29 protein-coding genes and 1 tRNA gene are annotated in these 25659 nt (G+C 72.0%); 16 read left to right on the top strand and 14 right to left on the bottom strand.

The annotated features are described in order from the left end of the window. Nucleotides 1-66: 66 nt before the first annotated feature. From ACGF5T_RS05155 to ACGF5T_RS05120, 8 genes are all read left to right on the top strand, one after another. Nucleotides 67-579 (top strand): hypothetical protein, encoded by a 513-nt coding sequence (locus ACGF5T_RS05155; RefSeq protein ID WP_366766493.1) that lies wholly within the window; start codon nt 67-69, stop codon nt 577-579. Nucleotides 580-730: 151 nt separating this feature from the next. Beyond that, on the top strand, nt 731-1084 hold the full coding sequence (locus tag ACGF5T_RS05150) for a MerR family transcriptional regulator (protein WP_356602432.1): 354 nt from the start codon (nt 731-733) through the stop codon (nt 1082-1084). A gap of 226 nt (nt 1085-1310) precedes the next feature. Then, complete coding sequence (locus ACGF5T_RS05145; RefSeq protein ID WP_003975194.1) at nt 1311-1514, top strand: cold-shock protein; 204 nt, start codon at nt 1311-1313, stop codon at nt 1512-1514. Nucleotides 1515-1804: 290 nt separating this feature from the next. Beyond that, nucleotides 1805-2179, top strand: a complete 375-nt coding sequence (locus tag ACGF5T_RS05140) for a sortase-dependent protein (RefSeq protein WP_361012117.1) — start codon at nt 1805-1807, stop codon at nt 2177-2179. Continuing rightward, nucleotides 2176-2799, top strand: a complete 624-nt coding sequence (locus ACGF5T_RS05135; RefSeq protein WP_361012115.1) for a class F sortase — start codon at nt 2176-2178, stop codon at nt 2797-2799. The genes ACGF5T_RS05140 and ACGF5T_RS05135 overlap by 4 nt, the downstream gene beginning before the upstream one ends. A gap of 41 nt (nt 2800-2840) precedes the next feature. After that, nucleotides 2841-3332, top strand: coding sequence for an RNA polymerase sigma factor (locus ACGF5T_RS05130; RefSeq protein WP_053134308.1), 492 nt, complete (start codon nt 2841-2843; stop codon nt 3330-3332). Continuing rightward, complete coding sequence (locus ACGF5T_RS05125) at nt 3316-3804, top strand: hypothetical protein (RefSeq protein ID WP_361012112.1); 489 nt, start codon at nt 3316-3318, stop codon at nt 3802-3804. The genes ACGF5T_RS05130 and ACGF5T_RS05125 overlap by 17 nt, the downstream gene beginning before the upstream one ends. Beyond that, a complete protein-coding gene (locus tag ACGF5T_RS05120; RefSeq protein WP_366766492.1) occupies nt 3801-4154 on the top strand; it encodes a DUF952 domain-containing protein in 354 nt (117 codons plus the stop codon). Before ACGF5T_RS05125 ends, ACGF5T_RS05120 begins: the two co-directional genes overlap by 4 nt. Nucleotides 4155-4273: 119 nt before the next feature. Here the strand turns inward: ACGF5T_RS05120 and ACGF5T_RS05115 are convergent, their stop codons facing one another. From ACGF5T_RS05115 to ACGF5T_RS05105, 3 genes are all read right to left on the bottom strand, one after another. Beyond that, on the bottom strand, nt 4274-4588 hold the full coding sequence (locus ACGF5T_RS05115; RefSeq protein WP_356602422.1) for an SCO5918 family protein: 315 nt from the start codon (nt 4586-4588) through the stop codon (nt 4274-4276). Nucleotides 4589-4635: 47 nt separating this feature from the next. Continuing rightward, a complete protein-coding gene (locus ACGF5T_RS05110) occupies nt 4636-6168 on the bottom strand; it encodes a DEAD/DEAH box helicase (RefSeq protein WP_356602420.1) in 1533 nt (510 codons plus the stop codon). 277 nt (nt 6169-6445) lie between these two features. After that, entirely contained in the window at nt 6446-6649 is a 204-nt protein-coding gene (locus ACGF5T_RS05105; protein WP_003975209.1) for a cold-shock protein, read from the bottom strand. Nucleotides 6650-7102: 453 nt separating this feature from the next. Between ACGF5T_RS05105 and ACGF5T_RS05100 the strand changes: the two genes are divergently transcribed. Then, nucleotides 7103-7735 (top strand): glyoxalase, encoded by a 633-nt coding sequence (locus ACGF5T_RS05100; RefSeq protein ID WP_356602417.1) that lies wholly within the window; start codon nt 7103-7105, stop codon nt 7733-7735. Nucleotides 7736-7972: 237 nt separating this feature from the next. After that, complete coding sequence (locus ACGF5T_RS05095; RefSeq protein ID WP_356602415.1) at nt 7973-9307, top strand: phosphatase PAP2 family protein; 1335 nt, start codon at nt 7973-7975, stop codon at nt 9305-9307. Nucleotides 9308-9353: 46 nt separating this feature from the next. Here the strand turns inward: ACGF5T_RS05095 and ACGF5T_RS05090 are convergent, their stop codons facing one another. Beyond that, nucleotides 9354-10127 carry a polysaccharide deacetylase family protein gene (locus ACGF5T_RS05090; protein ID WP_366766491.1) on the bottom strand — a complete coding sequence of 258 codons (774 nt, stop codon included), beginning with the start codon at nt 10125-10127 and terminating at the stop codon, nt 9354-9356. 184 nt (nt 10128-10311) lie between these two features. Between ACGF5T_RS05090 and ACGF5T_RS05085 the strand changes: the two genes are divergently transcribed. Next, nucleotides 10312-10896 (top strand): hypothetical protein, encoded by a 585-nt coding sequence (locus ACGF5T_RS05085; protein ID WP_366766490.1) that lies wholly within the window; start codon nt 10312-10314, stop codon nt 10894-10896. Nucleotides 10897-10903: 7 nt separating this feature from the next. Here the strand turns inward: ACGF5T_RS05085 and ACGF5T_RS05080 are convergent, their stop codons facing one another. From ACGF5T_RS05080 to ACGF5T_RS05065, 4 genes are all read right to left on the bottom strand, one after another. Then, nucleotides 10904-11737 (bottom strand): PIG-L family deacetylase, encoded by an 834-nt coding sequence (locus ACGF5T_RS05080; RefSeq protein ID WP_361012095.1) that lies wholly within the window; start codon nt 11735-11737, stop codon nt 10904-10906. A gap of 570 nt (nt 11738-12307) precedes the next feature. After that, a complete protein-coding gene (locus tag ACGF5T_RS05075; protein WP_356602993.1) occupies nt 12308-12571 on the bottom strand; it encodes a hypothetical protein in 264 nt (87 codons plus the stop codon). A gap of 348 nt (nt 12572-12919) precedes the next feature. Then, on the bottom strand, nt 12920-13957 hold the full coding sequence (locus ACGF5T_RS05070; RefSeq protein WP_366766489.1) for an acyl-CoA desaturase: 1038 nt from the start codon (nt 13955-13957) through the stop codon (nt 12920-12922). Nucleotides 13958-14102: 145 nt separating this feature from the next. Next, the gene (locus ACGF5T_RS05065) at nt 14103-14609 is read right to left on the bottom strand and encodes a DUF5994 family protein (protein ID WP_366766488.1); all 507 of its coding nucleotides are present in this window, start codon (nt 14607-14609) and stop codon (nt 14103-14105) included. A 287-nt stretch (nt 14610-14896) separates the two neighbouring features. Here ACGF5T_RS05065 and ACGF5T_RS05060 point away from each other — a divergent pair, with 287 nt between their 5' ends. Together ACGF5T_RS05060 and ACGF5T_RS05055 are read left to right on the top strand one after the other, a co-directional pair. Then, the gene (locus tag ACGF5T_RS05060) at nt 14897-15544 is read left to right on the top strand and encodes a DUF5994 family protein (RefSeq protein ID WP_366766487.1); all 648 of its coding nucleotides are present in this window, start codon (nt 14897-14899) and stop codon (nt 15542-15544) included. Between the two features lie 109 nt (nt 15545-15653). Then, nucleotides 15654-16391, top strand: a complete 738-nt coding sequence (locus tag ACGF5T_RS05055) for an SUMF1/EgtB/PvdO family nonheme iron enzyme (protein ID WP_366766486.1) — start codon at nt 15654-15656, stop codon at nt 16389-16391. A gap of 157 nt (nt 16392-16548) precedes the next feature. Here ACGF5T_RS05055 and ACGF5T_RS05050 read toward each other — a convergent pair whose 3' ends face one another. The 3 genes from ACGF5T_RS05050 to ACGF5T_RS05040 all read right to left on the bottom strand — a co-directional run bounded on the left by ACGF5T_RS05050 (nt 16549) and on the right by ACGF5T_RS05040 (nt 17491). Further along, nucleotides 16549-16971, bottom strand: a complete 423-nt coding sequence (locus ACGF5T_RS05050) for a PIN domain nuclease (protein WP_366766485.1) — start codon at nt 16969-16971, stop codon at nt 16549-16551. Beyond that, a complete protein-coding gene (locus ACGF5T_RS05045; protein WP_046249112.1) occupies nt 16968-17183 on the bottom strand; it encodes a type II toxin-antitoxin system VapB family antitoxin in 216 nt (71 codons plus the stop codon). Before ACGF5T_RS05045 ends, ACGF5T_RS05050 begins: the two co-directional genes overlap by 4 nt. Nucleotides 17184-17417: 234 nt before the next feature. Further along, a tRNA-Gly gene (locus tag ACGF5T_RS05040) sits at nt 17418-17491 on the bottom strand. 513 nt (nt 17492-18004) lie between these two features. On the opposite strand from ACGF5T_RS05040, the gene dcd reads away from it, so the two are divergent. Both dcd and ACGF5T_RS05030 read left to right on the top strand, forming a co-directional pair. Continuing rightward, nucleotides 18005-18580, top strand: a complete 576-nt coding sequence (dcd, locus tag ACGF5T_RS05035) for a dCTP deaminase (protein WP_356602403.1) — start codon at nt 18005-18007, stop codon at nt 18578-18580. Nucleotides 18581-18593: 13 nt separating this feature from the next. After that, nucleotides 18594-19091: a phosphoribosyltransferase gene (locus tag ACGF5T_RS05030; RefSeq protein ID WP_356602401.1), complete on the top strand. Its 498-nt coding sequence runs from the start codon at nt 18594-18596 to the stop codon at nt 19089-19091. 83 nt (nt 19092-19174) lie between these two features. Here ACGF5T_RS05030 and ACGF5T_RS05025 read toward each other — a convergent pair whose 3' ends face one another. From ACGF5T_RS05025 to ACGF5T_RS05015, 3 genes are all read right to left on the bottom strand, one after another. Then, nucleotides 19175-20185: a Yip1 family protein gene (locus tag ACGF5T_RS05025; RefSeq protein WP_356602399.1), complete on the bottom strand. Its 1011-nt coding sequence runs from the start codon at nt 20183-20185 to the stop codon at nt 19175-19177. Nucleotides 20186-20290: 105 nt separating this feature from the next. Beyond that, nucleotides 20291-21625, bottom strand: coding sequence for a VCBS repeat-containing protein (locus tag ACGF5T_RS05020; RefSeq protein WP_366766527.1), 1335 nt, complete (start codon nt 21623-21625; stop codon nt 20291-20293). Between the two features lie 185 nt (nt 21626-21810). After that, nucleotides 21811-24093, bottom strand: coding sequence for a heterodisulfide reductase-related iron-sulfur binding cluster (locus tag ACGF5T_RS05015; protein ID WP_356602397.1), 2283 nt, complete (start codon nt 24091-24093; stop codon nt 21811-21813). A gap of 255 nt (nt 24094-24348) precedes the next feature. Here ACGF5T_RS05015 and ACGF5T_RS05010 point away from each other — a divergent pair, with 255 nt between their 5' ends. Then, entirely contained in the window at nt 24349-25599 is a 1251-nt protein-coding gene (locus ACGF5T_RS05010; protein ID WP_356602395.1) for an MraY family glycosyltransferase, read from the top strand. The last annotated feature ends 60 nt before the right edge of the window (nt 25600-25659 follow it).

Below are 25659 nucleotides of genomic sequence, written 5' to 3'. Positions count from 1 at the left end.
GGGCACCCGGGAACTCCCGGGTGCCCGCGGTCGTCTCCCCCGGTGACACCGCTGGGGGAGGCGCTCATGGCCATGGTCGGCCTGTTCTGGATCACCGAGGACTGCGTGTACGTGGGGGCCGAGCCCACCGGCACCGCGCCGGGCGTGCGGCTGACCAAGGACGGGGTCGAGACCCTGGGACGCGGACAGGGCGGCCGCGGCTGGGGCTGGGACGAGATCCGGGAGATCGACGTGCGGGACGTCGCCGTGCGGTCCGCCGCGCGCCGCCTGCTCTCCATGGCGTTCGACTCCGCCCTCGTGCTGATCAGCGGCGACGGCGACCAGCCCCCGGCGTTCACCGTCGAGGTGGTGACCGAGACCGACGGCACGGTCGAGGCGAGCGCCCTGGCCGCCGCCACCGGCGGCATCCACACCCCGGAGGAGTACCGGCTCTCCCGCACCCTGCTGACCCGGCTCGTCGACGGCGACACCCCCGTGGACGACCTCCTCACCTGGCGTCGTGACCACTTCGGCGCGGCCGCCCCGACCGGCGACGAGCGCCTGGCACTGCTCCGCCGCTGGACGACCACCCCCGCCTGACGCTGGGTCCGGACGGCCGGGTCGGCCCGACGTGCCCCCGGATGTACGTTCGCCGCGGCAGCTTTCCGGCAGGCGCGACTAGAGTTCGGGTGTGGGGGATACCGGTCCCCCGTGGCGGCCCGTGTCCGATGCGGTCCGCGGGAAGGCATGCATGACCCCGGAGAGCAGGCTGAACGCCGCAGGTCGGCCGCAGGCCGCCGACCGGCTCGACGACGACCAGTACCCGGCGTACACCATGGGCCGGGCGGCCGAGCTGATCGGCGCCACGCCCGGTTTCCTCCGCGCTCTCGGTGAGGCGGGTCTGGTCAGTCCGACGCGTTCGCAGGGCGGGCACCGCCGTTACTCGCGTCGGCAACTGCGCCGCGCGGCGCGCGCCCGTGAACTGGTGGACCAGGGAACGCCCATCGAGGCCGCCTGCCGCATCGTCCGCCTGGAGGACGACCTGGAGGTGGCGCTGCGCATGAACGAGGAGCTGCGCCGCGAGGCCGAGCGGCGCGACGAGTGAAAAACTGACCCCGATGAAACAGATATTCGCCGGACGCCGGAAAAACATTCCGTGTCGAAATCTCCCGGCGTTTCATTTCCGGCGGTGGCGATTCAATACGTGCTAGGCTGGACGTCAGTTGCAGTTGTGGTTGCCATTTGTGTTACCGGTTTTCCGGGCAGGTGATCGCCGCAGCGATGTGAAGGCCCGCGAAGTGCGGGCCTCAACACTGCCTAGGAGTAAAAGCATGGCTTCCGGTACCGTGAAGTGGTTCAACGCCGAAAAGGGCTTCGGTTTCATCGCGCAGGACGGCGGCGGCGCCGACGTCTTCGCCCACTACTCGAACATCGCCACCCAGGGCTTCCGTGAGCTCCAGGAGGGCCAGCGCGTCAACTTCGACGTCACGCAGGGCCAGAAGGGCCCGCAGGCGGAGAACATCGTTCCCGCGTAACGCGCGCGCATCACGCATCACTGAGCAGGGCCCGCACCGCACGGTGCGGGCCCTGCTTCGTCATGAGGCGGCGGCCACCCGCCCGGGGCTCCTGTGCCCCGCCCCGCACCCGCCCCTGCGGGACAGCCCCGCCCCGCACCCGCCCCCGCGGGACGGCCCCCCGCATCCGTCCCTGCGGGGACGGCTTTGCCATCTCTTTGCAACCCGTCCCGCCGCCGCCTCGTCTCTCCGTCCGATCCACCACCCGCGCGACTCCGCGCACCCGGAATCCGACGAGAGAGAGCGACCCCATGCGCCGCACCATCCTCAGCGCCGTGGCCCTGGCGTGCACCGCCGTCCTGGCCGGCACCGCGCCCGCGTTCGCCGACGACCCCACCCCGGCCCCCGCCGCCCCCGCGTCCGCCACCCCGAGCCCCGGCACCGAGCCGAGCGAGGCACCGTCGCCCTCCGTCAGCTCACCGGCTCCGGCGGCCGAGCCGACCGAGGCACCGGCCGACGGCCAGGTCTCCACCGTGCCCGAGGGCGCGCCCGACACCGGCGTCGCCGCACCGGCCCCCTCCGCAGCCGGCGACGGGGCGCTCGCCGCGGGCGCCGGTGCCGCGCTCGCCGCGGGCGGCGCCGCCCTCCTCGTCGTACGCCGTCGGCGGGCGGCGACCCGGGCATGACGACCCGGCCCGGGCGCGCCCTCGCCACCGCCGTGCTGGCCGTGGCCCTCGCGGGCTGCGCCGCCGGGCCGGGCGACGAGGGGGCCGCGCCCGCCCGTTCCGCGACCACGGCGCCGCCCGCGCGTCCCGCCGGCGAGCCGGCGCGGCCCCTGGAGCGCTCGGTCCCCGTCGGCCTGCGCATCCCGGCCATCGGCGTCGACACACCGGTGATGCGGCTGGGTCTGGCGGCGGACGGCACGGTGGAGGTCCCGCCGGTCACGGCCGACGACCGCGCGGGCTGGTACCGGCATTCGCCGACCCCGGGTCAGGTGGGGCCGTCGGTCGTCCTCGGCCACGTCACGGTCGGCACCCACGGGGACGGCGTCTTCCGGCACCTCGCGCGTCTGCACCGGGGCGATCGGATCGAGGCACGCCTGGAGAACGGCACGACGGCCCGGTTCACGGTCACCACCGTACGGACGGTGCCGAAGGCCGACTTCCCGACGCGGGACGTCTACGGGGACGTGGACGGACCGGAGTTGCGCCTCATCACCTGCGGCGGACCGCGCGTCGGCGAGGAGTACCGGGACAACGTGATCGCCTTCGCCGAGCTCAACCCGGCTTCCGGCGCGCGCTCCTGACCGTCCGTGCGCACCGCAGCCCCTCACCACCCTGGAGAGCGTTGAAACGGTCCCGTGACAGGGCGGCTTCCGAACTGTTCGCCGCCCTGTACCCACGCCTCGCCGGCTGGTGCCGCCGTCTCGTCGACGACGACGAGACGGCCCACGAGATCGCCTCCGAGGCGTTCACCCGGCTCTGGGCCCGCTGGACGTCCGTGGAGGAACCGCGCGGCTTCCTCTACGTCACCGCCGCCAACCTGGTCCGCGACCACTGGCGCAAGCTGGAGCGCGAGCGGCGGGCGGTGCGCCGGGTCACCGCGGAGGTCGCCGTGCGCCCTCACCCCGAGCAGTCCGACCCCTCGGTGCGGATGCTGGTGCAGTCCCTGCCCGAGCGGCTGCGCGTGCCGATCCTCCTGCACTACTACGCTGACATGCCGATCCGGGAGGTGTCCGTGCTGACCGGGCGCAAGGAAGGGACCGTCAAGGCCGATCTGCACGCGGCCCGCGAACTGCTCCGCGTCCACTTGAGGAGAAGCCTTGACCACACGCCTTGACGACGACCCGGACGACCCGGGGTTCGAACGGGACGACGGCGACCCGCTGTTGGTCGTGCTGCGTCCGGGCGCCGACTGCCTGGGCCCGCCGCCCGGCCGCTACGAGGCGATCCGCCGGGGGGCGTCCCGCCGGCGCCTGCTGCGGACCGCGGCCGGTGCCGCCGCGACCGCCGCTGCCGCCGCCCTCATCGCGCTTCCGCTGTACCGGGCGGCTCCGACGGCACCCGCCCGCCCCACCGTCCCGCTGGCCCCGGCCCCCGCCGCCCCCACGCCGGCCGGCTCACCGACTCCGACTCCGGCCCCGCCCCGCGACTCCTCGCCCGGCCCGGCGCCGGAGGCGTCCGTCTCCTTGGCTCCGGCGCTGCCGACGGCCGCGCCGAGCACCGCTCCGTCCGAGCGGTCGGCCACGCCGGGCACCGTGCCCACGCCGTCGTGGGACGGCGGCGCGACCGCTGCTACAACGGAACGATGATCTATCACGTGGTGCCGCTCGCCGACTGGGCCGCCGACCCCGGCCGGCCGTACGCCCCCGCCTCCCTGGCCGAGGACGGGTTCGTCCACTGCTCGCCCGACGAGGAGACCACGCTCGCCGTGGTCAACGCCTTCTACCGCGGCGCGCCCCGGCCGCTGCTGGCGCTGGCCCTCGACGAGCGGCGGCTCACCGCCAGGTGTGTCTGGGAGGCGGCCGATCCCGCGCCACCGCCGGGGGTGCCCGGCGACACCCTCTTCCCGCACGTGTTCGGGCCCCTCGACCGCGAGGCCGTCCGGCACGAACGGGAGGTCCGGTGGGACGACCAGGGCCGGGCCACGGGACTGTCCTGACGGAGAACGGAAACGGAGAACGGAAGACGGAGAACGGAAGACGGAGAACGGAAAGAGGGCGGGGTCACCAGCTCGCGCTCGTGGCCCCGCCCTCTTCTCAGGCGTGTCTCAGGTGTCTCTCAGGCGTCCGGGGACGTCGTGCCGCCGAGCAGCGCGGACGCCGTCTCCACCGGCGTGGCGGCGGGCGCCGGGGTGGCGTCGGGCGCCGCGTGGCAGGTGAACCCGAGGCGCGCCATGGCCCGGGTGACCTCGCCGCCGGAGAAGTCGCGGCGGTCCTGCCGGGTGACGACCTCGCCCACCTGCTTGACGGGGTAGCGGCGGCGGCCGATGGTCACGGACTCACCCGTGACGGGTTCGGGCGTGATGCCCTTCATCGAGTCCAGCACCCCGTCCTTGGTGAGGTCGAACGGGTACCGGGCGATGACACAGCGCATGATGCCTCCACAGGGGAGAGGGGACGAGGGTTGCTGTTCGCTGGGGTTCAGGCGGCCGAGCCACCGGCGGACTGGTGCCGCGGCCTGCGGCGAGGGGCCTCGCCGGCGGGCCGGCCCTGGGTGCTGCGGCCCTGGCCGCCGCGGCCCTGCGCGGGGGTGGGGGTGCCCTGACCGGTGCGGCCCTGCGCGGAGCGGCCGCGCCGGCCACGGGACGAGGAGCCCCCGCCGGACGCGGCGCGCCGGGGGCGCTCCACGACCGGTGCGGTGATGACGACCGGGACACCGGAGGGGGTCTGCGCCCCGGTGATGCGGGCCAGCTCCCCCTCGCCCGAACGGATCGGGGTGACCAGCGGGGTGATGCCGGCCGAGGCCATCAGCCGCGTCATGTCGCGGCGCTGGTCCGGCGTCACCAGCGTGACGACGCTGCCGGACTCGCCGGCGCGGGCGGTGCGGCCGCCCCGGTGCAGGTAGTCCTTGTGGTCGCTGGGCGGGTCCACGTTGACGACCAGGTCGAGGTTGTCGACGTGGATGCCGCGTGCCGCGACGTTGGTCGCCACCAGCGCGGTGACGTGCCCGTCCTTGAACTGGGCGAGCGTCCGCGTGCGCTGCGGCTGGGACTTGCCGCCGTGCAGGCCGGCCGCGCGCACGCCGCTCTTCAGCAGCTGCTTCACGAGCCGGTCCACCCGGTGCTTGGTGTCCAGGAACATGATCACCCGGCCGTCGCGGGCCGCGATCTCGACCGTCGCGCGCTGCTTGTCCTCGTCGTGCACGTGCAGCACGTGGTGCTCCATCGTGGTGACGGCACCGGCCGACGGGTCGACGGAGTGCACCACCGGGTCCGTCAGGTAGCGGCGGACCAGCCGGTCGACGTTGCGGTCCAGGGTGGCCGAGAACAGCATCCGCTGGCCGTCGGCCTGGACCTGGTCGAGCAGCGCGGTGACCTGGGGCATGAAGCCCATGTCGGTCATCTGGTCGGCCTCGTCCAGGACGGTGATGGTCACGTCGTCCAGCCGGCAGTCGCCGCGGTCGATGAGGTCCTTGAGCCGCCCGGGCGTGGCGACGACGACCTCGGCGCCGCCCCGCAGCGCGCCGGCCTGCCTGCCGATCGACATGCCGCCGACCACGGTGGCCGACCGCAGGCCCACGGAGCGGGCGTACGGGGCGAGCGCGTCGGTGACCTGCTGGGCCAGCTCACGGGTGGGCACCAGGACGAGGGCGAGCGGTCGCTTGGGCTCGGCGCGCCGGCCGGCCGTACGGGCCAGCAGGGCGAGGCCGAAGGCGAGCGTCTTGCCCGAGCCGGTGCGGCCGCGGCCGAGCACGTCGCGGCCGGCCAGGGAGTTCGGCAGGGTCGCCGCCTGGATCGGGAACGGCGCGGTCACGCCCTCGGCGCCGAGGGCGGCCAGCAGCCGGTCGGGCATGTCGAGCTCGGCGAAGGACTCGACGGCGGGCAGCGCCGGGGTGATCGTCTTCGGCAGGGCGAACTCGCCCTGCGGGGCGGCCGGTCGGCGCCCCGAGGTCTGGGAACGGCGGGGGCCGCCGCCACTCGAGCGTCGGCGGTCGTTGGTGCGTACGCGGTTCATGCGGAACCTTCCTTGATATGGCACGTATCAAGGGAGACCCGCAGCGGAGGAGCAGCGCAGGGAATCGCAAGAACGAGCCGGCCCCGGTCGATCTCGGCGTGAGGTGCCGATCGGACCGGGAGAAACGAGGGGAACGGGAAATTCAAAGGCGCGGGGCGATGCGCCGGACGGAGATCAGAACCCCGCGGGGCGCTCAGCGCCCGGAAAAGCGGCGAGCTGGGGCCCGCACCCCAAGGTGCGGGCCCCAGCTGCGAAGTACGCGTGCGCGTGGTGTGCGTCAGGCCGGGGTGATGTTCTCGGCGGTCGGGCCCTTCTGGCCCTGCGCGATGTCGAACGTCACCTTCTGGCCCTCGAGCAGCTCACGGAAGCCCTGGGCGTTGATGTTCGAGTAGTGGGCGAAGACGTCGGGGCCGCCGCCGTCCTGCTCGATGAAGCCGAAGCCCTTTTCCGCGTTGAACCACTTTACGGTGCCGGAAGCCATGTTTCTCCTTCGGTACGGTGCTCGGAGTTCACCCTGTGTGGACTCCGGGTCGCCGTGATCACCCCGTCGGAAAACACCTTCAGGCAACCACAACTGCAACTTCCCACGACACTAGCACGCCGTGATCGCCCGGTCGCTTGCAATAGAGTTGCCCCGGACGGACCGACCGGACGGGATGAGGAATATTCCCCGGGCGTGCCATTGGTTTCTCACGCGATGGCGTCAGATATTGCTCCGTACCGACCACAGGATCGCCGCCCGCCCCGGCTCGCCGCACCGCCATGACCTCCCCGGACGGCCTCCCGCGCGGCCGTCGGCGCCCCCCGGGAAGGTCGAGAGCGCCACGGACGGCGTACCGGCCTGGGGAGACAAAGCCCACGTCGGCCGTACGGACGCGCGGACGGTCGGTTTTCGAGAAGCACCGGTGGCGCGACCGCCCCTAACGTCGCGGACATGAACGCCATCGACTCCGTCGTCCTCGAGGTGGCCGACCCCCAGGCCGCCGCCCGCTTCTACTCCGACGCCTTCGGGCTGGACCCGTCACGGGTGCGCGTACGGGCTTCCGACGCCCCCTCGACCGGGTTCCGCGGCTTCACGCTGTCGCTCGTGGTGTCCCAGCCCGGCAACGTCGACGCGCTCATGGGCGCCGCCGTGGACGCCGGTGCCACCACCCTCAAGCCCGCCTCGAGGTCGCTGTGGGGCTACGGGGGCGTCGTGAGAGCCCCGGACGGCACCATCTGGCAGATCGCGACCTCGGCGAAGAAGGACACCGGCCCGGTCACCCGGGACGTCGACGACCTCGTGCTCCTCCTCGGGGTCGAGGACGTGAAGGCCGTCAAGCGGTTCTACGTCGAGCGCGGTCTCACCGTGGCGAAGAGCTTCGGCGGCAAGTACGTCGAGTTCGCCGCGGGTACGGGCGCCGTCAAGCTGTCCCTGTACAAGCGCCGCGGCCTCGCCAAGGTGGCCGGCGTCTCCCCCGAGGGCACCGGTTCCCACCGGCTCGTACTGTCCGGCGCCGACGGCCCGTTCAGCGACCCGGACGGCTTCGTGTGGGAGCCCGCGGCGCAGGCGCCGGCCGCCGGCTGACGGGGAGTCCGTATTCACCTCGACTTACGCGCCGGGAACCCGATATGTAATCCTTCCGTCTTCTTCGCCGAAGTGGTCCGTGGGTGGAGAATACGCATGAGCCGCAATTGGAATCATTCATCTCAAAAAGAGCAAAACGAATAAAGAATGAGACGCATGCCATCACGGGTGTTTTCGCGAATAACCAGCGGAACCGAGCCTTCTGCTGAGCTTCGGTCACGGGCGGGACTGTGGGCCGTGGCGGGTGTGGTGACCCTCGGTTTCCTGGTCGCGCTGGAGGTCGCCGCCCGTCGCTACGGCCTGCCGGGACCGATCACCACCCAGGCGAAAGAGGTCGTCTTCGCCCCCAAGTCGGGGCCGCTCCTCTACGCCAGCATGGCGTTGATGATGGTGGTGCTGACCTGGCGGCAACGGTTCGTCGCGGCCGGTCTCGCGATCGGCATCGACGTCGTCTTCGCGCTGGTGCGCTGGGCGGCCGACGCCGAGGTGACCGAAGGCTCCCACTTCGGCAACGGCGCGCTGTGGGTGATGCTGGGCTGCGCGGTCCTCGCCGTCACGCGGCGCACCGGCCCGGAACGCCTCCTGCTGCTCAAGGGCGTCGGTCTCGGCCTGCTGCTGGTGGCCGGCCGCAAGACGGGCGACACCTGGCTGCTGATCACGTCCAAGACCCGCCCGGCGGTGCTCGACCAGTACGTCGCGACCGCGGACCACGCGCTGGGCGACCCGTCCTGGCTGGCGGGCCGGATCATCGAGGCCGCCGGCCCGGCCGGCGCCCACGTCCTCGACTGGGTCTACACCCAGCTCGCGGTGGCCGCGGTCGTCGTCGCCCTGTACCAGTTGCGCCGGGTGGCCGCCGAGCGCCGCTTCCCGAGGCACCACCTGGTCCGCACCTTCCTGCTGATCGGCCTCCTCGGACCGGCCGTCTACATGATCTACCCGGTGGTCGGACCGGTCTTCGCCTACGGCACCGGAGCCTTCGGCACCGGCGGCGAGCAGTGGGCGGTGGCCCTCCTGTGGCCGGACCTGCCGCTGCCGTCGGGTCCCCCGCAGTCGATGACGTACGACGAGATCACCCCCCGGAACTGCATGCCGAGCCTGCACACGGCCTGGGCCGTCGTGATCTTCATCCATTCCCGCGGGGGCCCGCGGATCCTCCGTTACGCAGGAACGTTCTGGCTGGTGGCCACGCTCGCGGCGACGCTGGGCTTCGGCTACCACTACGGCATCGACCTCGTCGCCGGTGTGGTCTTCGCGGTCACCGTCGAGGCGGCGCTGCGCACGTACGACCGGGGCTGGGACCGCGCGGGGATCCGGCTGGTGTCCTACGGGACCGTGGTCTTCGCCGCGCTCCTGCTGTCGTCCCGCTACCTGTCGACGGAGATGGCCGCGCGCCCGTGGCTGTTCGGGCCGCTGCTCCTGCTGGCGATGGCCTCGGTGGTCCACGGCTACGTACGGACCACCCGGGGCTGGCGGCCGCGGGCCGTCGTGCCGGCGCAGCGCTCGCTACCGCCCCTCGCCCCGGTCCAGGCCGACCTGCCGGAGAAGGCGGTACCCGTGGCCGAGCCCGGGTGACCCCGAGCGCGGGGCGGCCGCCCCAGCCACTCGGGCCGCCCCGGGCTCAGCGCACCGGGAAGCCGAAGGAGTAGCCCTGGTCCCGGAGCCAGGGGAGGACGCGGCGCAGGGCCTCGACCGTCTGGGAGCGGTCGCCGCCCGCGTCGTGGAAGAGGAGCGTCGGCCCGTTGGACAACTCCCGCTCGACGGTGGCGACGATGGCTTCCGCACCCGGCCGCTCGAAGTCCTTGGTGTCCACGTTCCAGCCCAGCGGACGCATCCCGTGGGAGGCGGCCAGCTTGCGGCTGTACGGGGTGAAGGCCCCGCCGGGAGCCCGGTAGTACATCGGGCGCACACCCCCGGACGCCTCGATGATCATGCGTTCGGCGTCGAGGATCTCCCGCGACTGGTACGCCTCGGACTTCCGGTCCATGGCCGTGTCGTGCGACACGGTGTGGTCGCACAGCCGGTGTCCGGCCGCCACCACGTCCTTCACGAGGTGCGGGTGGGCCTGCGCCTGCGTCCCCGTCACGCAGAAGGTGGCCTTCACTCCGTACTCGCGCAGCAGGTCGAGCACCTGGGGCGTCCACGCGGGGTCGGGGCCGTCGTCGATGGTGATGTTGACGCCGCGCGCCCCCGCGTCCGAGGCGTGTGCGATGGTCACGTCGACCGGCCGGACGCCGCTGCCCGGCGTGGCCGACGCGGTCGCCCCCGGGGACGCGGCGCCCACGGACTCGGCCTGCGCCGTCCACACCGAGGCGCCGACGGCGAGCACCGTCACCCCGAGCGCCGCCCCGACCACCTTGCCGTACCAGCCCCGCCCACCGCCGTGCCGTGCCATGTCCGCCCCGCCTTCACCCGGTCCGTCGTCCCATCCACCTGGCAGGACGAGGGACGGCCCCCCGGGGATGCGTCCGTTACCGATCACGGACGATCTGGGGGAAGTACCCGGACAACATGTCGGCCCTGGGCGGCGACCTGCTGCCCGACCGACCCTCGACGCGACGTCACCCCGAGGAGACGAGTTGATCACCGAGTACCAGCAGCGGCTGCGCGAGCGCTACCTCACCGCCCCCGTCATGCCGGCCCCGGAGCCGTGGCGGACGGTACTCGACCGCCGAACCCCCATCGGCGGCCTGCTCGGCATCGGCTTCGCCGTCCACCCCGACCGCGGCCACGACCTCGTCATGGTCGTCTCGAGCGACGGCCACGGGCTCTTCGACGCGGTCACCGGCGAGAAGATCGCCCGCGACCGGGACCCCGACCCCGACACCAGCACCCCCGACGCCCACCCGGAGCTCTCCTGCCCCGGCCTCGGGCCGATCGAAGGCACCCAGGTCCGCATCGCCGGCCTCTTCGGCGGCGGCCTCCACCGCACCACCCCCGACGGCTGGTCCCTGGACGTCGTCAGCCCGGAATGGCCCCACGACCGCGTCATCCTGTCCGCGGCCGGCGGGACCCGCGGAGGCCCGGCGGGCGAGACCTGGTGGCACGTCTTCCACTCCGAGTACTCGGAGCTCCGTGCCGCCGGGTTCTCCCCCTCCGGCCTCACCCTGGCCGTCGCCACCAGCAGCGACCTCACCCTCTGGTCCCGGCGGCGACTGCCCTAGGTCCGGATCAGCGCAGTCCGGCGAAGAGGTCGTTCTCGGGCAGGGCGGCACCGGTCGCGTCCTGGACCCGTACGAAGGTCTCCGTGCCCATCAGCTCGCCGAACTTCTCCTTGCCCATCCTGAGGAAGAAGATGTTCTCGCCCTGACTGGCGTGCGCGGCCAGCGCGTCGAACTTCTGCCCGCTGAACGCGATGGTGTCCACCCACGTGGTGATCTCGTCGTCGGGGAGACCGATCTCGGCCATCGCGGCGGCCTCGGCGGGATCCGGCTCGGGCATGTCCGGATCGATCTCGCGCATGATCTCGCCGAACCGCCGCATCTCCGAGCGGGGCATCGTGGTCCAGTACACCTTCGGTGTCAGCCCGGTCATCTCCAGCGCCGCCATCGTGATGCGGTGGGCCTGGATGTGGTCGGGATGACCGTAGAAGCCGTTCTCGTCGTAGGTGACGACCACATCGGGTCGGTAGTGCCGCATGAGTTCCGCGAGCCGGGCGGCACCCTCCTCGACGGGGGTCCGCCAGAAGGACCCGGGGGCGTCGTTGCTGGGCCAGCCCATCATCCCGGAGTCGGCGTAGTCCAGCGTCTCCAGGTCGCTGATCTTCAGCACCTCGCAGCTCGCCTCGAGTTCGCGTCGGCGCATCGAGGCGACCGCCGCCGGATCGTGCCCGGGATCACCCGGCTTGACGCCCCCCGGTCCGTCCCCGCAACCGCCGTCGGTACAGGTCACGAGCACCGTGCGGATGCCTTCCGCCGCGTACCGCGCGAGGACGCCTCCGGTCCCGGTGGCCTCGTCGTCGGGGTGGGCGTGCACAGCCATGAGCGTCAAGGGCCGGTCGGTCATGGAACAGTCCTCCTGAGGAGATACGTCTTGGTCTACTGGCCTGGCGGGCACACCGCGACCCTGCGACCCGGCTCCTGGTGGGACGGGCAACGTGGTGCCCCGCGGTGCCGGTGCCCCGGTCGGTGCAACAGCAGCGCCCGGACCGGCTGTTCCCGTCCGCGACGGTTCTCGAAGGGCAGGAGGGCGTCACGATGCCCAGTCGCACAGAACGCCGAGCGAGGGAAGCAGCCCTTCGCGCCGTCACCGTCCGACAACCCTGGCCGCGCCACTCCGGTCTGGTCTTCGGAGTCGGTCACCTGGTCGACTGCTCCAGGGCCAACGCGACTTCATCGGGTGACGGCTGGCTCTGGAGGTTCGCGAGGGTGCGCCCCCTGAGCCGGCCGGTGCCCGCTCGCGGACACCCGGGCTTGTGGACGCCGCACCTCGGTGACATCCGCGTCATGGAAGCGACGGATTCGTTCTGGTGAGTCCGGTCGCTCGCTCAGCGTCGGACGTGGCCGCTCCACAACACGGCCGTCGCAGGCGAGGCACTGTCGGGGCGGTGGGAGCCCCGCGCGGCCTCGTCGGTCCTCAGTCCCGCCGCTCGGGCTCCCTGTCGGCGTGCCCGGTCCAGCGGCTGGACTCCAGCCACGAGCGGGCCGGTTCCGCCGCGCGCGTGGTGTCCACGGTGAGTTCGAGGCGCGTCCCGCCCCCGTCGCCGGCCGGGTAGCTGCGCTGTTCGGTGGCGGCGAAGCAATGACGGAGGACCTCCGCCACACGCCGGGCGGCGTCGGGCGAGGCGGCGGTGACGTGGACCTCGGCGTAACCGCGCGAGGGGGCGTCGGGCGATTCCATGGCGACCTCGATGTGCGGCGGGACCGGAGCGGCGATCACTTTACTCCGACCACGTCGTCCTGCCCCGCGTTTCGGCGGCCGGCCCCCGGCTTCGCCCCCGGTGAGGGTCAGCGTGGCGCGTGACCGGCGCGCCGCGCGAGGGGAGGTGTCTCCCCGATGATGCGCGTGAACGGTGACGGTCAGGACGACGTCCTGCGGAGCGGTCCGCGCGCCGGGGCCGGTCCCGTCGTCCCGAGGGACGAGTGCCTGTACGGCGCTCCGGGCGGCCCTCTGCCCACATCCGCGCGCCCACCTCTCCCCGAAGGTCGGAACCGGGGGGCGGTCTCCGCGCCCACCGCAGCCGTCCGGTTAGCCCCGAAGAGGCGTCCCCCGCAGCGGTGCCCCGGCCTGGTGGAGGCTGACGAGCGCGAGCCGGTACGAGGCGACCAGCCCCGTCTCGGCATAGTCGACGCCCAGTTCCCGGCAGTACTGCCGGACGATGGTGCGGGCCTCGCGCAGGTTGGGGCTGGGCATGCTGGGGAACAGATGGTGCTCGATCTGGTGGTTGAGGCCGCCGAGCGCGAGGTCCGTGAACCGGCCGCCGTCGACGTTGCGCGAGGTGAGTACCTGGCGGCGGAGGAAGTCGGGGCGGTCGTCGGCCCTCAGGATCGGCATGCCCTTGTGGTTGGGTGCGAAGGCGGAACCGAGGTAGACGCCGAACAGGCACTGGTGGACGGCGAGGAAGGCGAACGCCATACCGGGCGGGAGCACCAGGAACAGAGCAGACAGGTAGACCGCGCAGTGCGCGAGCAGCAGCGTCCCGTCGAGTACCCGGTGCTTGAGCGAGCCGTTGGTGATCGCCCTGCCGCTCGACACGTGCAGGTTGAAGCCCTCCAGCGTGAGCAGCGGGAAGAACAGGAACGCCTGCCAGCGCCCGAGCAGGCGCGGTAGCCCGGTGGCGGCCCGGGCCTGGTCCTGGGACCAGACGAGCACGTCGGGGGCGACATCGGGGTCGAGGTTTTCGGTGTTGGGGTTGGCGTGATGGCGGGTGTGCTTGTCCTGCCACCAGCCGTAGCCCATCCCGATCGAGGCTCCGGCGATCCGCCCGGACAGTTCGCTGGCCCGACGGCGGCGAAAGACCTGCCGGTGCGCCATGTCGTGCGCGACCAGGGCGACTTGACCGTACATGACGGCCATGAAGGCTGCGATCGCCAGCGTCCACCACGAGGGTCCGACCAGGACGAACGCGGCCCACCCGGCGACGTAGAGCCCGGTCACCGCGGTGATCCGCAACGTGTAGTAGCCAGGGCGGCGCCGCAGCAGTCCGGCGTCCGCGATCCTCTTCGACAGCCGGGCGAAGTCGCTGCCGGGGGTCGCGGAACGTGTGGAGGTGGTGGCCGTGGTCATGGGGCGGAACTCCTCATCAGTGGGCGGATGACACGGAGCGCCGGTGCGAGCAGGGGCGCGGGGACCGGCGCGTACACGGTGGTGCCGCCGGGGAGTGCGGACGTACGCCCGTCCTTGCACGGGTTCGTGCCCGTGGCGGCACTTGTCACCGACGGGTACGGGTCCCTCGCCCGGTGGGCCACACGCGTCCGCGCGGTCTCGTCGCCGCCGTCGGGCGCGGGGTGCGGGCTTCTCCGCCGTTGTCGGGAATGCGGTCGTCCAGCGCGGTGGCCATGAGGACGGTGGCGGCTCCCTCGGTCGTGTCCGGCGGGACCACCAGCAGATCCCAGCGGCCGATCCCGGGGGAGAGCAGGACGACCCGCTCCGGGGCGTGCGGCGGGGCAGGGGCTCTGTGCAGGCGTACGACCTGGTTGGCGACGAACATGCGCCCCGGTGCCGCCGACCAGGCCGCGGCGTCCACGGTGACGCCGGTGATGTCGCCCCACGCGCTCGGCAGCGCGGCGAGCATCTCGGGAAGCTGCGTCAGGAGATCGCGCGAGTGCGGCCACCACACACCGTCGATACGACGCGGCAGCGCGCCGTGCGGCGCGAGGCGCAGGCGGACGGGAGACAGGGGCCGGGCGGACGGTGCGACGGGAGCTGTGGTGATCACGTGGATTCTCTCTGACGAGGTGGGTGGCCGACCGTTCGGCAGGGCGGAGGTTCCGCCCGGTGAGGGGGACGAGCCGGCCCGCTCTTGCCTGAGGACGGCGCCGACTGTCTCCCGAGCTCGGGAGAAAGGAGTCGGCGGGCGTGTGCGGGGCGAAGGGGGAGCCCTTCCCGCGTGATGAACGCCAGTGAATCCGGGGGTGGAGCCGGTCCGCCACCGGCGTGCCTGATGCCCTCGGTACTCTGAGCCTACTCCTCGGTGCGTAAAGGCGGCGTGACGGCTGGTAACCGATGCCGTGGGCGTGGGGGTCGGCGGCCGAAGTCTTCCTCGCCCCTGCCCGACGGCGTGTGGGGCCCGTCGTCCCGCCCAAGGTGCCTGTCGCCGGGCATGTGGTGAAGGCGGGCTGGTTCCGCTACGAGCAGGACGAACACGAACTCCTGCTCCTCTCCTACCGCGTGGGCCGCTGGAACCTGCTGGTCGTTCCCCCGCGGACGCCTCCGGCCGTGGCCACCTGGCTGATGGCGGCGGCCGGCGACCCGCGCCGGACCGCCTCCGCGAGCAGCCTGGTGGCGGATGCCGGGCGCCTGACGGTGACCGCAGAGGCCGACCGCCCGGGGGAAGCGGTGGGGGAGTCCGAAGGGGGCCCGGAGCCGGTGCCCTGGTCCTTCGCACGTGGGGCCGCGCGGTCACCGAGGCGCCGACGGAACGGCCGGAGAGGGACTGACGACGGTGGGCATCCTGGTGACGGTGATCGTGCTGCCGGCGGTGATCGCGGCAGCGCGTTCCTCATCCGTCGGCTGAACGCTCAGCACGGGGACAGGAGCGCCGCCTTTCACCACGGCCGTGGCGGTGTGGTCGCGCCGGACCGGAAGACCGATGAAGGGCGGGTGTCATGCCCAGGGGCCGCCGTCGGGTACGCGTGTCCTCGGCCCGCGTGAGCTGGAGCGCGGTCGTGGGCGCCCGAAGGCGGGGGTCGTTCGCTGTCGGGCTGAGGGCCGAGATGTCCGGCTGCTGCTAGCGTCCGGCACCATGTGGGCTCAAGAAATCGTGGCAGGCCGACCGGCCTGGCGACACACCCCCTCCGGAGTGGTCTTCCGGGCCGTCCCCGGTGGGACGTTCCGGATGGGCCTGTCCGACGCGGAACTGGAAGCGGTTCGTGTCATCGAGCGGGTCGATGGTGCCGATGACGACCTCGACGCGTTCTTCGCCGGCGCCGACCAGGCCCGGCCGGTGCGGGAAGTGCGGGTCGAGCCGTTCCTGATAGCGCGGCATCCGCTCACGGTGGAGCAAGTACGGCACTGGCTCCCCGGGTACGAGGACAGCTTCACCGAGTCCGATTCGAGCACGGCTCGGATCGAGGACGACCTGGACGATCTACTCGGGGCGTTGCCCTTCCGGCTGCCCAGTGAGGCGGAGTGGGAGTATGCCGCCCGGGCAGGTACGACCACTCTGACCTTCCGGGGGGACGGGAGGCCGGACGAGGACCAGGTCCTCCACGACTTCGCCGACGAGGACCGCACCGCCGCGGCCGAGAACGCCTTCGGGCTGGCGGCGATGGGTTCGGCGAACGAAATCTGCAGCGACGTGTGGATCCCCCATTTCACCAACGCGCCCGCGGACGCACGCCCTCGCACCGGGGACGGACCGCGGGTGGTGCGCGGAGGCGGCGGCGACCTCTCTCCGTGGCAGGGCTGCGACGAGTGGCTGCTGTTGCTCTCCGCCACTCGCTATGAAGGCCAGGACTTCACCGCGGTCCGCCCGGTCGCATCCGTGCCGACCCGTTAGCGGCGGTGAAGCGGACCCATCTGCGGGAGAGGGAGAGGCAGGCATCCAGTCGGGGAGCACCTTCGCGCATGCGCCGATTGCCGGTCCCAGCCCCTCGGCCACCACAGGCCGGTGGCCGAGGCTTCCTCGGAACAGCCGAACGCCCGGCCCCCTGGGTTCATTTGCCGGGTTCTGGCCCGTACCACTGGAGCGCCTGGCCTGTGACGGCGGCGATGCACTCGAAGTCCCGGTCGCGGTGCAGGAGGGTCAGTCCCTGCAACTCGGCCGTGGCCGCCACCACGAGGTCGACGGCTCCGGCACTGCGGTGCTGTCCACGCTGGGTGAGGGTGTTCTGGACCTGCCAGGCGCGGTCGTAGGCGCGGTCGTCGACCGGCACCCAGCCGAAGAGCAGACGCAGGTCATCGATGCCTTGGGCACGGTCGGCGGCGGAACGCGCGCTGTAGAAGAACTCCAGCTCGGTGATGGGGCACGTGGCGATGAGCCCGGCTGCCGCCGCCTGGTCCCAGCCGTACTGCTCGGCGTCGCCGCGCAACAGCCGGCCGAGTGCACTGGTGTCGATCAGGAACTGAGCGGCGTTCACCGACGGTAGTTGCCCTTGTCCTCGAGGAGGTCGAGATCGAAGGCGCCCTCGGCCGCCGCCGCACGCAGGCGGGTGAGGGCCAGAGCCCGCCGCCGGTTCTCCAGCACCTCGCGCAGGGCGGTGTTCACCGTCTCCTTCTTGGTGCTGGTGCCGAGGGCCTTGGCCACGTCGGCGACCAGCTGATCATCGAGGTCTATCACGGTGCGAGTCATTGATACACCTCCGCAGATATATAGAGTGTCATCAAGTATATACAAAGATGTCGCTCCTGCTGGATGGTGATCGCGGCCGGGTTCCAGTGCTCCCATGCCCAGCTCCCGCGCGCGGCCGCCATTGCCGCCCCGTTCATCACCATGTACGTGACCGGCACGGGAATCGCTGAACGGAAGGTCGCCGGGCTCGACGACAACAAAGAACCCCCAGGTCTCAGACCCGGGGGTTTCGCGTGGAGCGGGTGACGAGAATCGAACTCGCGCTCTCAGCTTGGGAAGCTGATGTTCTACCATTAAACTACACCCGCGTAAGACGCCGACCGAGGTCGGTGCCTGGACGCTCGGTCACTCTACCCCATCGTCGGCCCCCGGTGTTCGCGCCGTGGGGCCGACGTGCGTGGAGGAGTGTCGGACGCGGCTGCGGGCAGACGGAGTTGGGGCGTACGGTGGGCCCCCGCGAAGGTGCCGGGAGGGGCCGGAGTGCCGCCTGGAGAGTCGTTCCTTTGATCCCGTACTGTGGCTTTTGTCGTCAGGGTAGTCAGCCGGACGCGGCTCTTGGGGAAGGGACTTGAAGGACTTGATGGATCACACCGTCCTCCGCTGTGCCGATGGGCACGTGTTCACCGCCGCCTCGTTCCCGATGCAGAAGGCCGAGCGACTCGGTCCCGGTCGGCTCGTCCGATGTCCGCGGTGTGCGCGGCTGCGGAGTGCCGTGCCGGTGGTGGGTGCGGTGAAGCGGTAGCACACACCCCGGGTGAGGTTCGGGCGCGCGGCGCGGCGGCGGTTGTCGCAGCTCCGCGCGCCTTGCGTATCCTCGGTGCGTGCTTCTCTCAGACAAGGACATCCGGGCCGAGATCGATTCCGGGCGGGTGCGTATCGATCCTTTCGACGACTCCATGGTGCAGCCGTCGAGCATCGACGTACGTCTCGACCGCTATTTCCGGGTGTTCGAGAACCACCGGTACCCGCACATCGACCCCTCCGTCGAGCAGACGGATCTGACCCGGCTCGTGGAGCCGGAGGGGGACGAGCCGTTCATCCTGCATCCCGGCGAGTTCGTGCTGGCCAGCACGTACGAGGTCGTCTCGCTGCCCGACGACCTCGCCTCCCGGCTGGAGGGGAAGAGCTCGCTGGGGCGGCTCGGGCTGGTCACGCACTCCACCGCCGGGTTCATCGACCCGGGGTTCTCCGGGCACGTGACGCTGGAGCTGAGCAACCTCGCGACCCTGCCGATCAAGCTGTGGCCGGGGATGAAGATCGGGCAGCTGTGCATGTTCCGGCTCACGTCGCCGGCCGAGCACCCGTACGGGAGCGAGCGGTACGGGTCCCGTTACCAGGGGCAGCGGGGGCCGACCGCCTCCCGGTCCTTCATCAACTTCCATCGGACCCAGGTATGAGCAGGACGCGCGCATGAGTGAAGTACGGGAGAACCTGACCTACGAGCAGTTCGGCGTCGCGGTGCGCGAGCTCGCTCAGGCCGTCGCCGACGACGGCTACGAGCCCGACATAGTGCTGTCGATCGCCCGCGGCGGGGTCTTCGTCGCCGGCGGCTTGGCGTACGCGCTCGACTGCAAGAACATCCACCTCGTGAACGTGGAGTTCTACACCGGGGTCGGGACCACCCTGGAGATGCCGGTCATGCTGGCGCCGGTGCCCAACGTCATCGACTTCTCCCGCAAGAAGGTCCTCATCACGGACGACGTCGCGGACACCGGGAAGACGCTGAAGCTGGTGCGGGACTTCTGCCTGGACACCGTCGCCGAGGTCCGCAGCGCCGTGATCTATGAGAAGTCCCACTCGCTCGTCCAGTGCGAGTACGTGTGGAAGCGGACCGACGAGTGGATCAACTTCCCGTGGAGCGTCGAACCGCCGGTGGTGCGCAGGGACGGGCAGGTGCTCGACGCCTGAGCGTCGGGACGCGTGGTGCGTGAGACACAGGAGAGGGCCCCCGGCGTCGCGCCGGGGGCCCTCCTGCGTGCCGGTGACGGCCGTTAGAACGTGCCGAGCTTCACGATCGACAGCAGGGCGATCAGCTGGATCGCCGACGCGCCCAGCGCCTTCGGCCAGGGCAGGTCGTGGGAGCGGCTGACCATGAGGGTCAGCAGGGCGCCGGCCGCGACCCAGGTGGCCCAGCCCAGGATCTGGACGAAGGGCGCGTCACCGCCGGCGAAGAGCGCGACGACCAGGCGCGGGGCGTCGGTGAGGGACATGATCAGCATGGAGAGGCCGACCGTGGGCTGCCAGGCGCCGTCGCCGCCGAGCTGGCGGGCCAGGGTGTGGGTGACCACGCCCAGGACGAACGCGCTCAGCACCATCGCCACGGCCGTGATCAGGACGATCGGGACCGCGTTCGAGAGGGTGGCGTTGATGGCCTCCTCGCGGGCGCCGTCGAAGCCGAAGACCGCCAGCAGGCCGTAGAGGAAGGTCACGATGAGCGCCGGGGCCCACATCGCGTAGTCCCGCATCTGGAGGAAGGTCTGGTTGGGGGCGAGGACGACGCCCTTCAGCAGCGCCTTCCAGTGCAGGCGGGGGCCGACCGGGCCGGGCGGTGCCGCGGAGCCGGCGCGGTAGGTCTCGCCCTGGTTGTAGGGGTCGTCGACGGTGAACGCCTGGGTGTGGCCCGGGTTGTTGGCGGCGTACGGGTCGTACGGGGGCTGTCCCCCGTGGGGGCCGCCCTGGGGGTGGCCGCCGTCCCCGAAGTACTCCGGCTCACCGTGCCCGCCGCCGTGCGGCTGTGGCCACGGTGAGCCGCCCGCGCCGGGGGCGCCACCCCCGTACGGCTGCTGCGGGTACGGCTGCCGAGGCGTCGCGGGACCGCCGTACGACGGTCCCTGGGGCGCCTGCTGTCCGTACGGTGGGCGTTGCGGTCGCGCGTGCGGAGCGCCGTTGTCCCGGCCGCGTCCGATCCTGAATCCAGCCACGCCTTCGAACGTACCTGGTCCCGGAGAGTGACGTGCGGGGCGCGGCCTTTCGGGACGGCCTTTGCGGCCGAGCTGTGACATCCCCTACGGGACGGCCCCGAGGACTCCCTGAGGACTCCCTGAGGACTCCCCCGAGGACTCCCCGATCCTCCCGCGGCGTCCGCGCACGGTCGGCCGGTCCGTTCCCTACGGGGTCAGGAACGCCGACGTGGAGAAGGTGACCGCCGCCTCCGCCGCCACCAGGCCCTTCTCCGTGCCCCGGTACACCGCGACGGCGTCCTGCGTGTCACCCCGGTACGTCCGCACCACCAGGTCCGCCAGGTCGTCGCCGTCGAAGTCGCCGGTCGTCAGCACCTGCGTGGTGCCGGTCGCCGCGGGCCGCACCGTGACCGCGCCCGCCGTCGTGGGCCCCGTGGCGCGGCCGGGGAGGACCCGTACCCCGTTGCCGCTGGAGACCAGCTCGCTCAGGCCGTCGCCGTCGAAGTCGGCGGCGTCGAGGGTCGAGCCGGGGAGGTCGAGGGTGCTGCGGGCGGCGGTGGGGAGGTCGTAGCGCATCGCGGTGCCGCCCGTGGCGCCCACGGCCGCGTCCAGTGCCTTGCCCCTGCCGAAGGCGCCCAGGGCGATGTCGACCCCGTCGGGGAGGGTGACGCCGGTGCGGGTCGGGCCGTCCGGGCCGCCCAGGACGACGGATGCCTCGCCGGGGCCCGTCGAGGCGCGGACGACCAGGTCGTCGTACCCGTCGCGGTCCACGTCGGCGGCGGGGCCGGTCGGCGCCTCACCGGGGGAGGTGAGGGGCGCGCCTGCTTGGCGCGGGGCGCCTTTGCGGGTGAAGGGGCCGCGCAGGTAGCTGAGCCGGCCGGCCGAGGCGTGCAGGACCAGGTCCTGGGCGTCGTCGCCGTCGAAGTCGCCGCACACCGGGCGTTCGGGCCAGTCGTTGCCGTAGCGGGCCCGCTCGGGGACGGTCAGCGGGACCGCGCGGTCTGCCGGGCCGGACGGGGAGCCGAAGAGGAGCTGGAGGGGCACCGGGGGGCGGCCCTGGCCGTCGTAGGGCGGGTCGGTGGTGACCACCAGGTCGGTGAAGCCGTCGCCGTCGAGGTCGCAGCTCGCCTCGGCCTCGAAGACGGCCGGCAACTGCCCGTCGGTGGGCGCCGCGTACTTCTTCGGGGTGAGCAACTGCCGGGTGCCGGGGACCGGTCCGCGCGAGGAGCCGTAGACGATGCCGATGCCCGCGTCGTCCGCGTGGCTCTGCGCCTTGACGAGGTCGTCCAGGACGAGGTCGCGGTGGCCGTCGCCGTTGAAGTCGTCGGGGACCTCGCTGCCGTCGCCGCGCGGGACGGGGAGCGGTGCGGGGGCGGGGGCCTGGGCGGCGCGTAGGGGGGTGGGGGCGGTGTCCTCGGTGGTGGGCGCCGTCCCTCCCTGGCCGCAGGCGGCCAGCAGGAGCAGGCAACCGAGGGCCGTCGTGCTGGTCAGGGTGCTTCTTCGCACGCGCACCGTACCGTTCACCTCGTCCGTCTCGACCATCTCATCCGTCTCGCCGTCTTGCCGTCTTGCCGTCTCGGCCGTCCCGCCCGTCTCGGCCGTCCCGGTCGTAGTCATACGCGGCTCCGGCAACGACCGGCTAATGATGCACGTGTTCGAGATACGGCGACACCCCCAGGTCCGGACGGAACCTGGGGGTGTCGGTCGTGAGGAGGCGCGGCCGGCGGCTACTTCACCGGTTCCGGCGTCGGCTCGCTCTCCGGCTCCGGCTCGCCCGCCGGGTCGGCCGGGGTCCTGACGGAGTCCAGCAGGAGCTGGGCGACGTCGACGACCTGGATGGACTCCTTGGCCTTGCCGTCGTTCTTCTTGCCGTTGACGGAGTCGGTGAGCATCACGAGGCAGAAGGGGCAGGCGGTGGAGACGATGTCGGGGTTGACCGACAGGGCCTCGTCGACGCGCTCGTTGTTGATGCGCTTGCCGATCCGCTCCTCCATCCACATCCGCGCGCCGCCGGCGCCGCAGCAGAAGCCGCGCTCCTTGTGACGGTGCATCTCCTCGTTGCGGACGCCCGGGACGGCGGCGATGATCTCGCGCGGCGGCGTGTAGATCTTGTTGTGCCGGCCCAGGTAGCACGGGTCGTGGTAGGTGATGATGCCCTCGACCGGCGTGACCGGGAGCAGCCTGCCCTCGTCCACGAGGTGCTGGAGCAGCTGGGTGTGGTGGATGACCTCGTAGTCGCCGCCGAGCTGCGGGTACTCGTTGCCCAGGGTGTTGAGGCAGTGCGGGCAGGTCGCGACGATCTTCTTGGCCGACTTCGGCTTGCGCGACTCCTCGGTGACCTTGCCGTCGTCGTCCATCTCCTCGCCGAAGGCGGCGTTGAGGGACATGACGTTCTCCATGCCCAGTTCCTGGAACAACGGCTCGTTGCCCAGGCGCCGGGCCGAGTCACCGGTGCACTTCTCGTCGCCGCCCATGATGGCGAACTTGACGCCCGCGATGTGCAGCAGCTCGGCGAAGGCCTTGGTGGTCTTCTTGGCGCGGTCCTCCAGGGCGCCGGCGCAGCCGACCCAGTAGAGGTACTCGACCTCGGTGAGGTCCTCGATGTCCTTGCCGACGACCGGGACCTCGAAGTCCAGCTCCTTGAGCCACTCCAGGCGCTGCTTCTTGGCCAGGCCCCAGGGGTTGCCCTTCTTCTCCAGGTTCTTGAGCATCGTGCCCGCCTCGGACGGGAACGCCGACTCGATCATGACCTGGTAGCGGCGCATGTCGACGATGTGGTCGACGTGCTCGATGTCGACGGGGCACTGCTCGACGCAGGCGCCGCAGGTGGTGCAGGACCACAGGACGTCCGGGTCGATGACGCCGTTCTCTTCGAGGGTGCCGATCAACGGGCGCTCGGCCTCGGCGAGGGCGGCCGCGGGGACGTCCTTCAGCTGCTCCTCGGACGCCTTCTCCTCGCCCTCCATGGTCTTGCCGCCGCCGGCCAGCAGGTAGGGGGCCTTGGCGTGCGCGTGGTCGCGCAGGGACATGATCAGGAGCTTGGGGGAGAGCGGCTTGCCGGTGTTCCAGGCGGGGCACTGCGACTGGCAGCGGCCGCACTCGGTGCAGGTGGAGAAGTCCAGCAGGCCCTTCCAGGAGAACTGCTCGACCTGGGAGACGCCGAAGACGTCGTCGTCACCGGGGTCGGTGAAGTCGATCGGCTTGCCGCCCGACGTCATCGGCAGCAGGGCGCCGAGCGAGACGTCGCCGTCGGCGTTGCGCTTGAACCAGATGTTCGGGAAGGCCAGGAAGCGGTGCCAGGCCACGCCCATGTCGGTCTTGAGGGCGACCGTGATCATCCAGATGAACGAGGTCGCGATCTTCAGACCGGCGAAGAGGTAGACGAGGTTCTGGAGCGTGGAGACGTCCAGGTCGCCGAGCGCGGAGACCACCGGGTACGAGATGAAGAACGAGGCCTCGTAGCCGTCCACGTGGTGGAGGGCGCCCTCCAGCGCGTGCAGCATGAAGATGCAGACGCCGACGATGAGGATGACGGCCTCGACGAAGTACGCCTGGCCGAAGTTGGAGCCGGCGAAGCGGGACTTGCGGCCCGGCCTGTTCGGCTTGCTCAGCTGGCGGATCGCGATCAGGACCAGGATGCCGAGCACGGTCATGGTGCCGATGAACTCGACGAAGACGTTGTACGGCGCCCAGTCGCCGATGACCGGCAGGATCCAGTCGGCCTGGAAGAGCTGGCCGACCGCGTTGACGATCGTCAGCAGCAGCGAGAAGAAGCCCACCGCCACGAACCAGTGCGCCACCCCGACGATGCCCCAGCGGTTCATCCGGGTGTGGCCGAGGAACTCCCGGAGCACGGTGACGGTGCGGGCCACGGGGTCATTGGTCCGCAGTCCGGCCGGCACCGGCTGGCCCAGCCGCATGTAGTTGACGATCTGTAGGACGGCGCGGCCGAACAGTGCCACGCCGACCACGATCAGGACCAGCGACACGATGATCGCGGCGAGTTGCATTTGGGGGCTCCTCGGGCCTGCGAGGTGACGAGGGGGCGGTATTACTAAGCGGTAACTTAGGCAGTCCGTTCGAGACTACCCCCATCCTGCGCCGCACTGTAGTCGGACGTGCGGTGATCTGCGTCGCTGAGGCAACCCTGACCACGGGGGCGGCGTCCGGCGCGGCCCGGGGGCGTCCGGACGGGCCGCGGGGCGCGGACGCGCCATTCGTCGCAAATCATGATATTCGACCTGGTTCGGGCATAACTTGGGCCCGTGCTCTATGGGATCGCCGCAGCCACCGCCTCCTTTCTTCTCGCCGCCCTCCTCGCCGCGCTGCTGAGGGCGCCCGCCCTGCGCCTCGCCCTCGTCGACCGGCGACGGCAGCGGCCCGTGCCCCTGCTGGGCGGCGCGGCCGTCGTCCTCGTCACCGGCGCGGTCGCGTGGACGGGGGACCGGACGGGTGTCGTGCCGCTCGGTCCGGACGTCGGACGGCTGCTCGCGGCCGGGCTCGCCGTCGGCGCGCTCGGTCTGGCCGCCGACGTCTGGCGGCTGCGGCGGCGGTGGCTGCTCGCCGGTACGGCCGTCGCGGCGGCCTGCGCGGTGCCGTACGGCGAGACCGGGCCGGTGGCCGGAGGGCTCGCGGTGGGCTGGATCGCGGTGGTCGCCGTGGCCTTCCGGGGGCTCGACCACGCCGACGGGGTGGCCGGCACCGTGGGGGTCGTGACCGCCTTCGGGGTCGGCGCCTGCGCGGCGGCGGAGCTGATGGACGGGCTGGCGGTGCTGCTGCTCGCCCTGGCCGCCGCGCTGACCGGCTTCCTGCTGCACAACTGGCACCCCGCGCGGATCGCCCTCGGGGCCTGCGGGTCGCTGTTCGCGGGCTTCCTGCTCGCCGGGGCGACCGTGTTCACCCGTGCGGGGCACGAGCCCCTGGCCGGCGTGGGGGTGGCGTTCGCCCTGACGGCGCTCGCGGGGGTGGACGCCGTCCTCGTCCTCCTCTCCCGCCGCCTCGCCGGACGGCCCCTGCTGCGCGGCGGGCCCGACCATCTCGCCCACCGGCTGCGCCGACTGGGCCTCACCCCGCAGGGCGCGGTGGTGGTGCTCGCAGTGGCCTCGTTCTGCGGGGTGCTCGTGGGCGTGCTCGTGCACACCGGCTGGGCCGGTCGGGTGGCGGTGCTCTGGATGGCGGGCGGGGCGGTGGCCGGGACGGCGGCCCTGTTGCGGGTACGGGTGTACGGGGCGCGGGGAGTGCGGGGGGCGCGGGGGTCACGGGAGGGACGGGTGCCGGGGGAGCGGCGGGCGGAGGCGCACGACGCGCGGCGGGCGGGCGAGGGCGGGTCCCGGCGGGCGGGCGCGGACGTGCCGTCTCGGCGGCGTCCGACGCAGGCTCAGGGGTCTCGGACGCCTCCCGGCGCAACCGGAGCCCCGGGTGAGACGTCCTCCCGGGGGACGATTTTTCCGGTTCGTCAGTCCCGGCGGGCAGAGAAATCGCAGGTCAGCGAGGTATTGCGTGTAAGGAACGGATAAGAGTTGAGCCTGCTCGACTCACCTCTGTTGACGCAGCGAAATGCGTCCTGCACACTTGAG

The sequence above is a fragment of the Streptomyces sp. NPDC047853 genome (assembly GCF_043204535.1).
Classification (GTDB): Bacteria; Actinomycetota; Actinomycetes; order Streptomycetales; family Streptomycetaceae; genus Streptomyces.
Note: the sequence above shows the minus strand (reverse complement) of the source record. Positions and strands in the feature narration are given on the sequence as shown.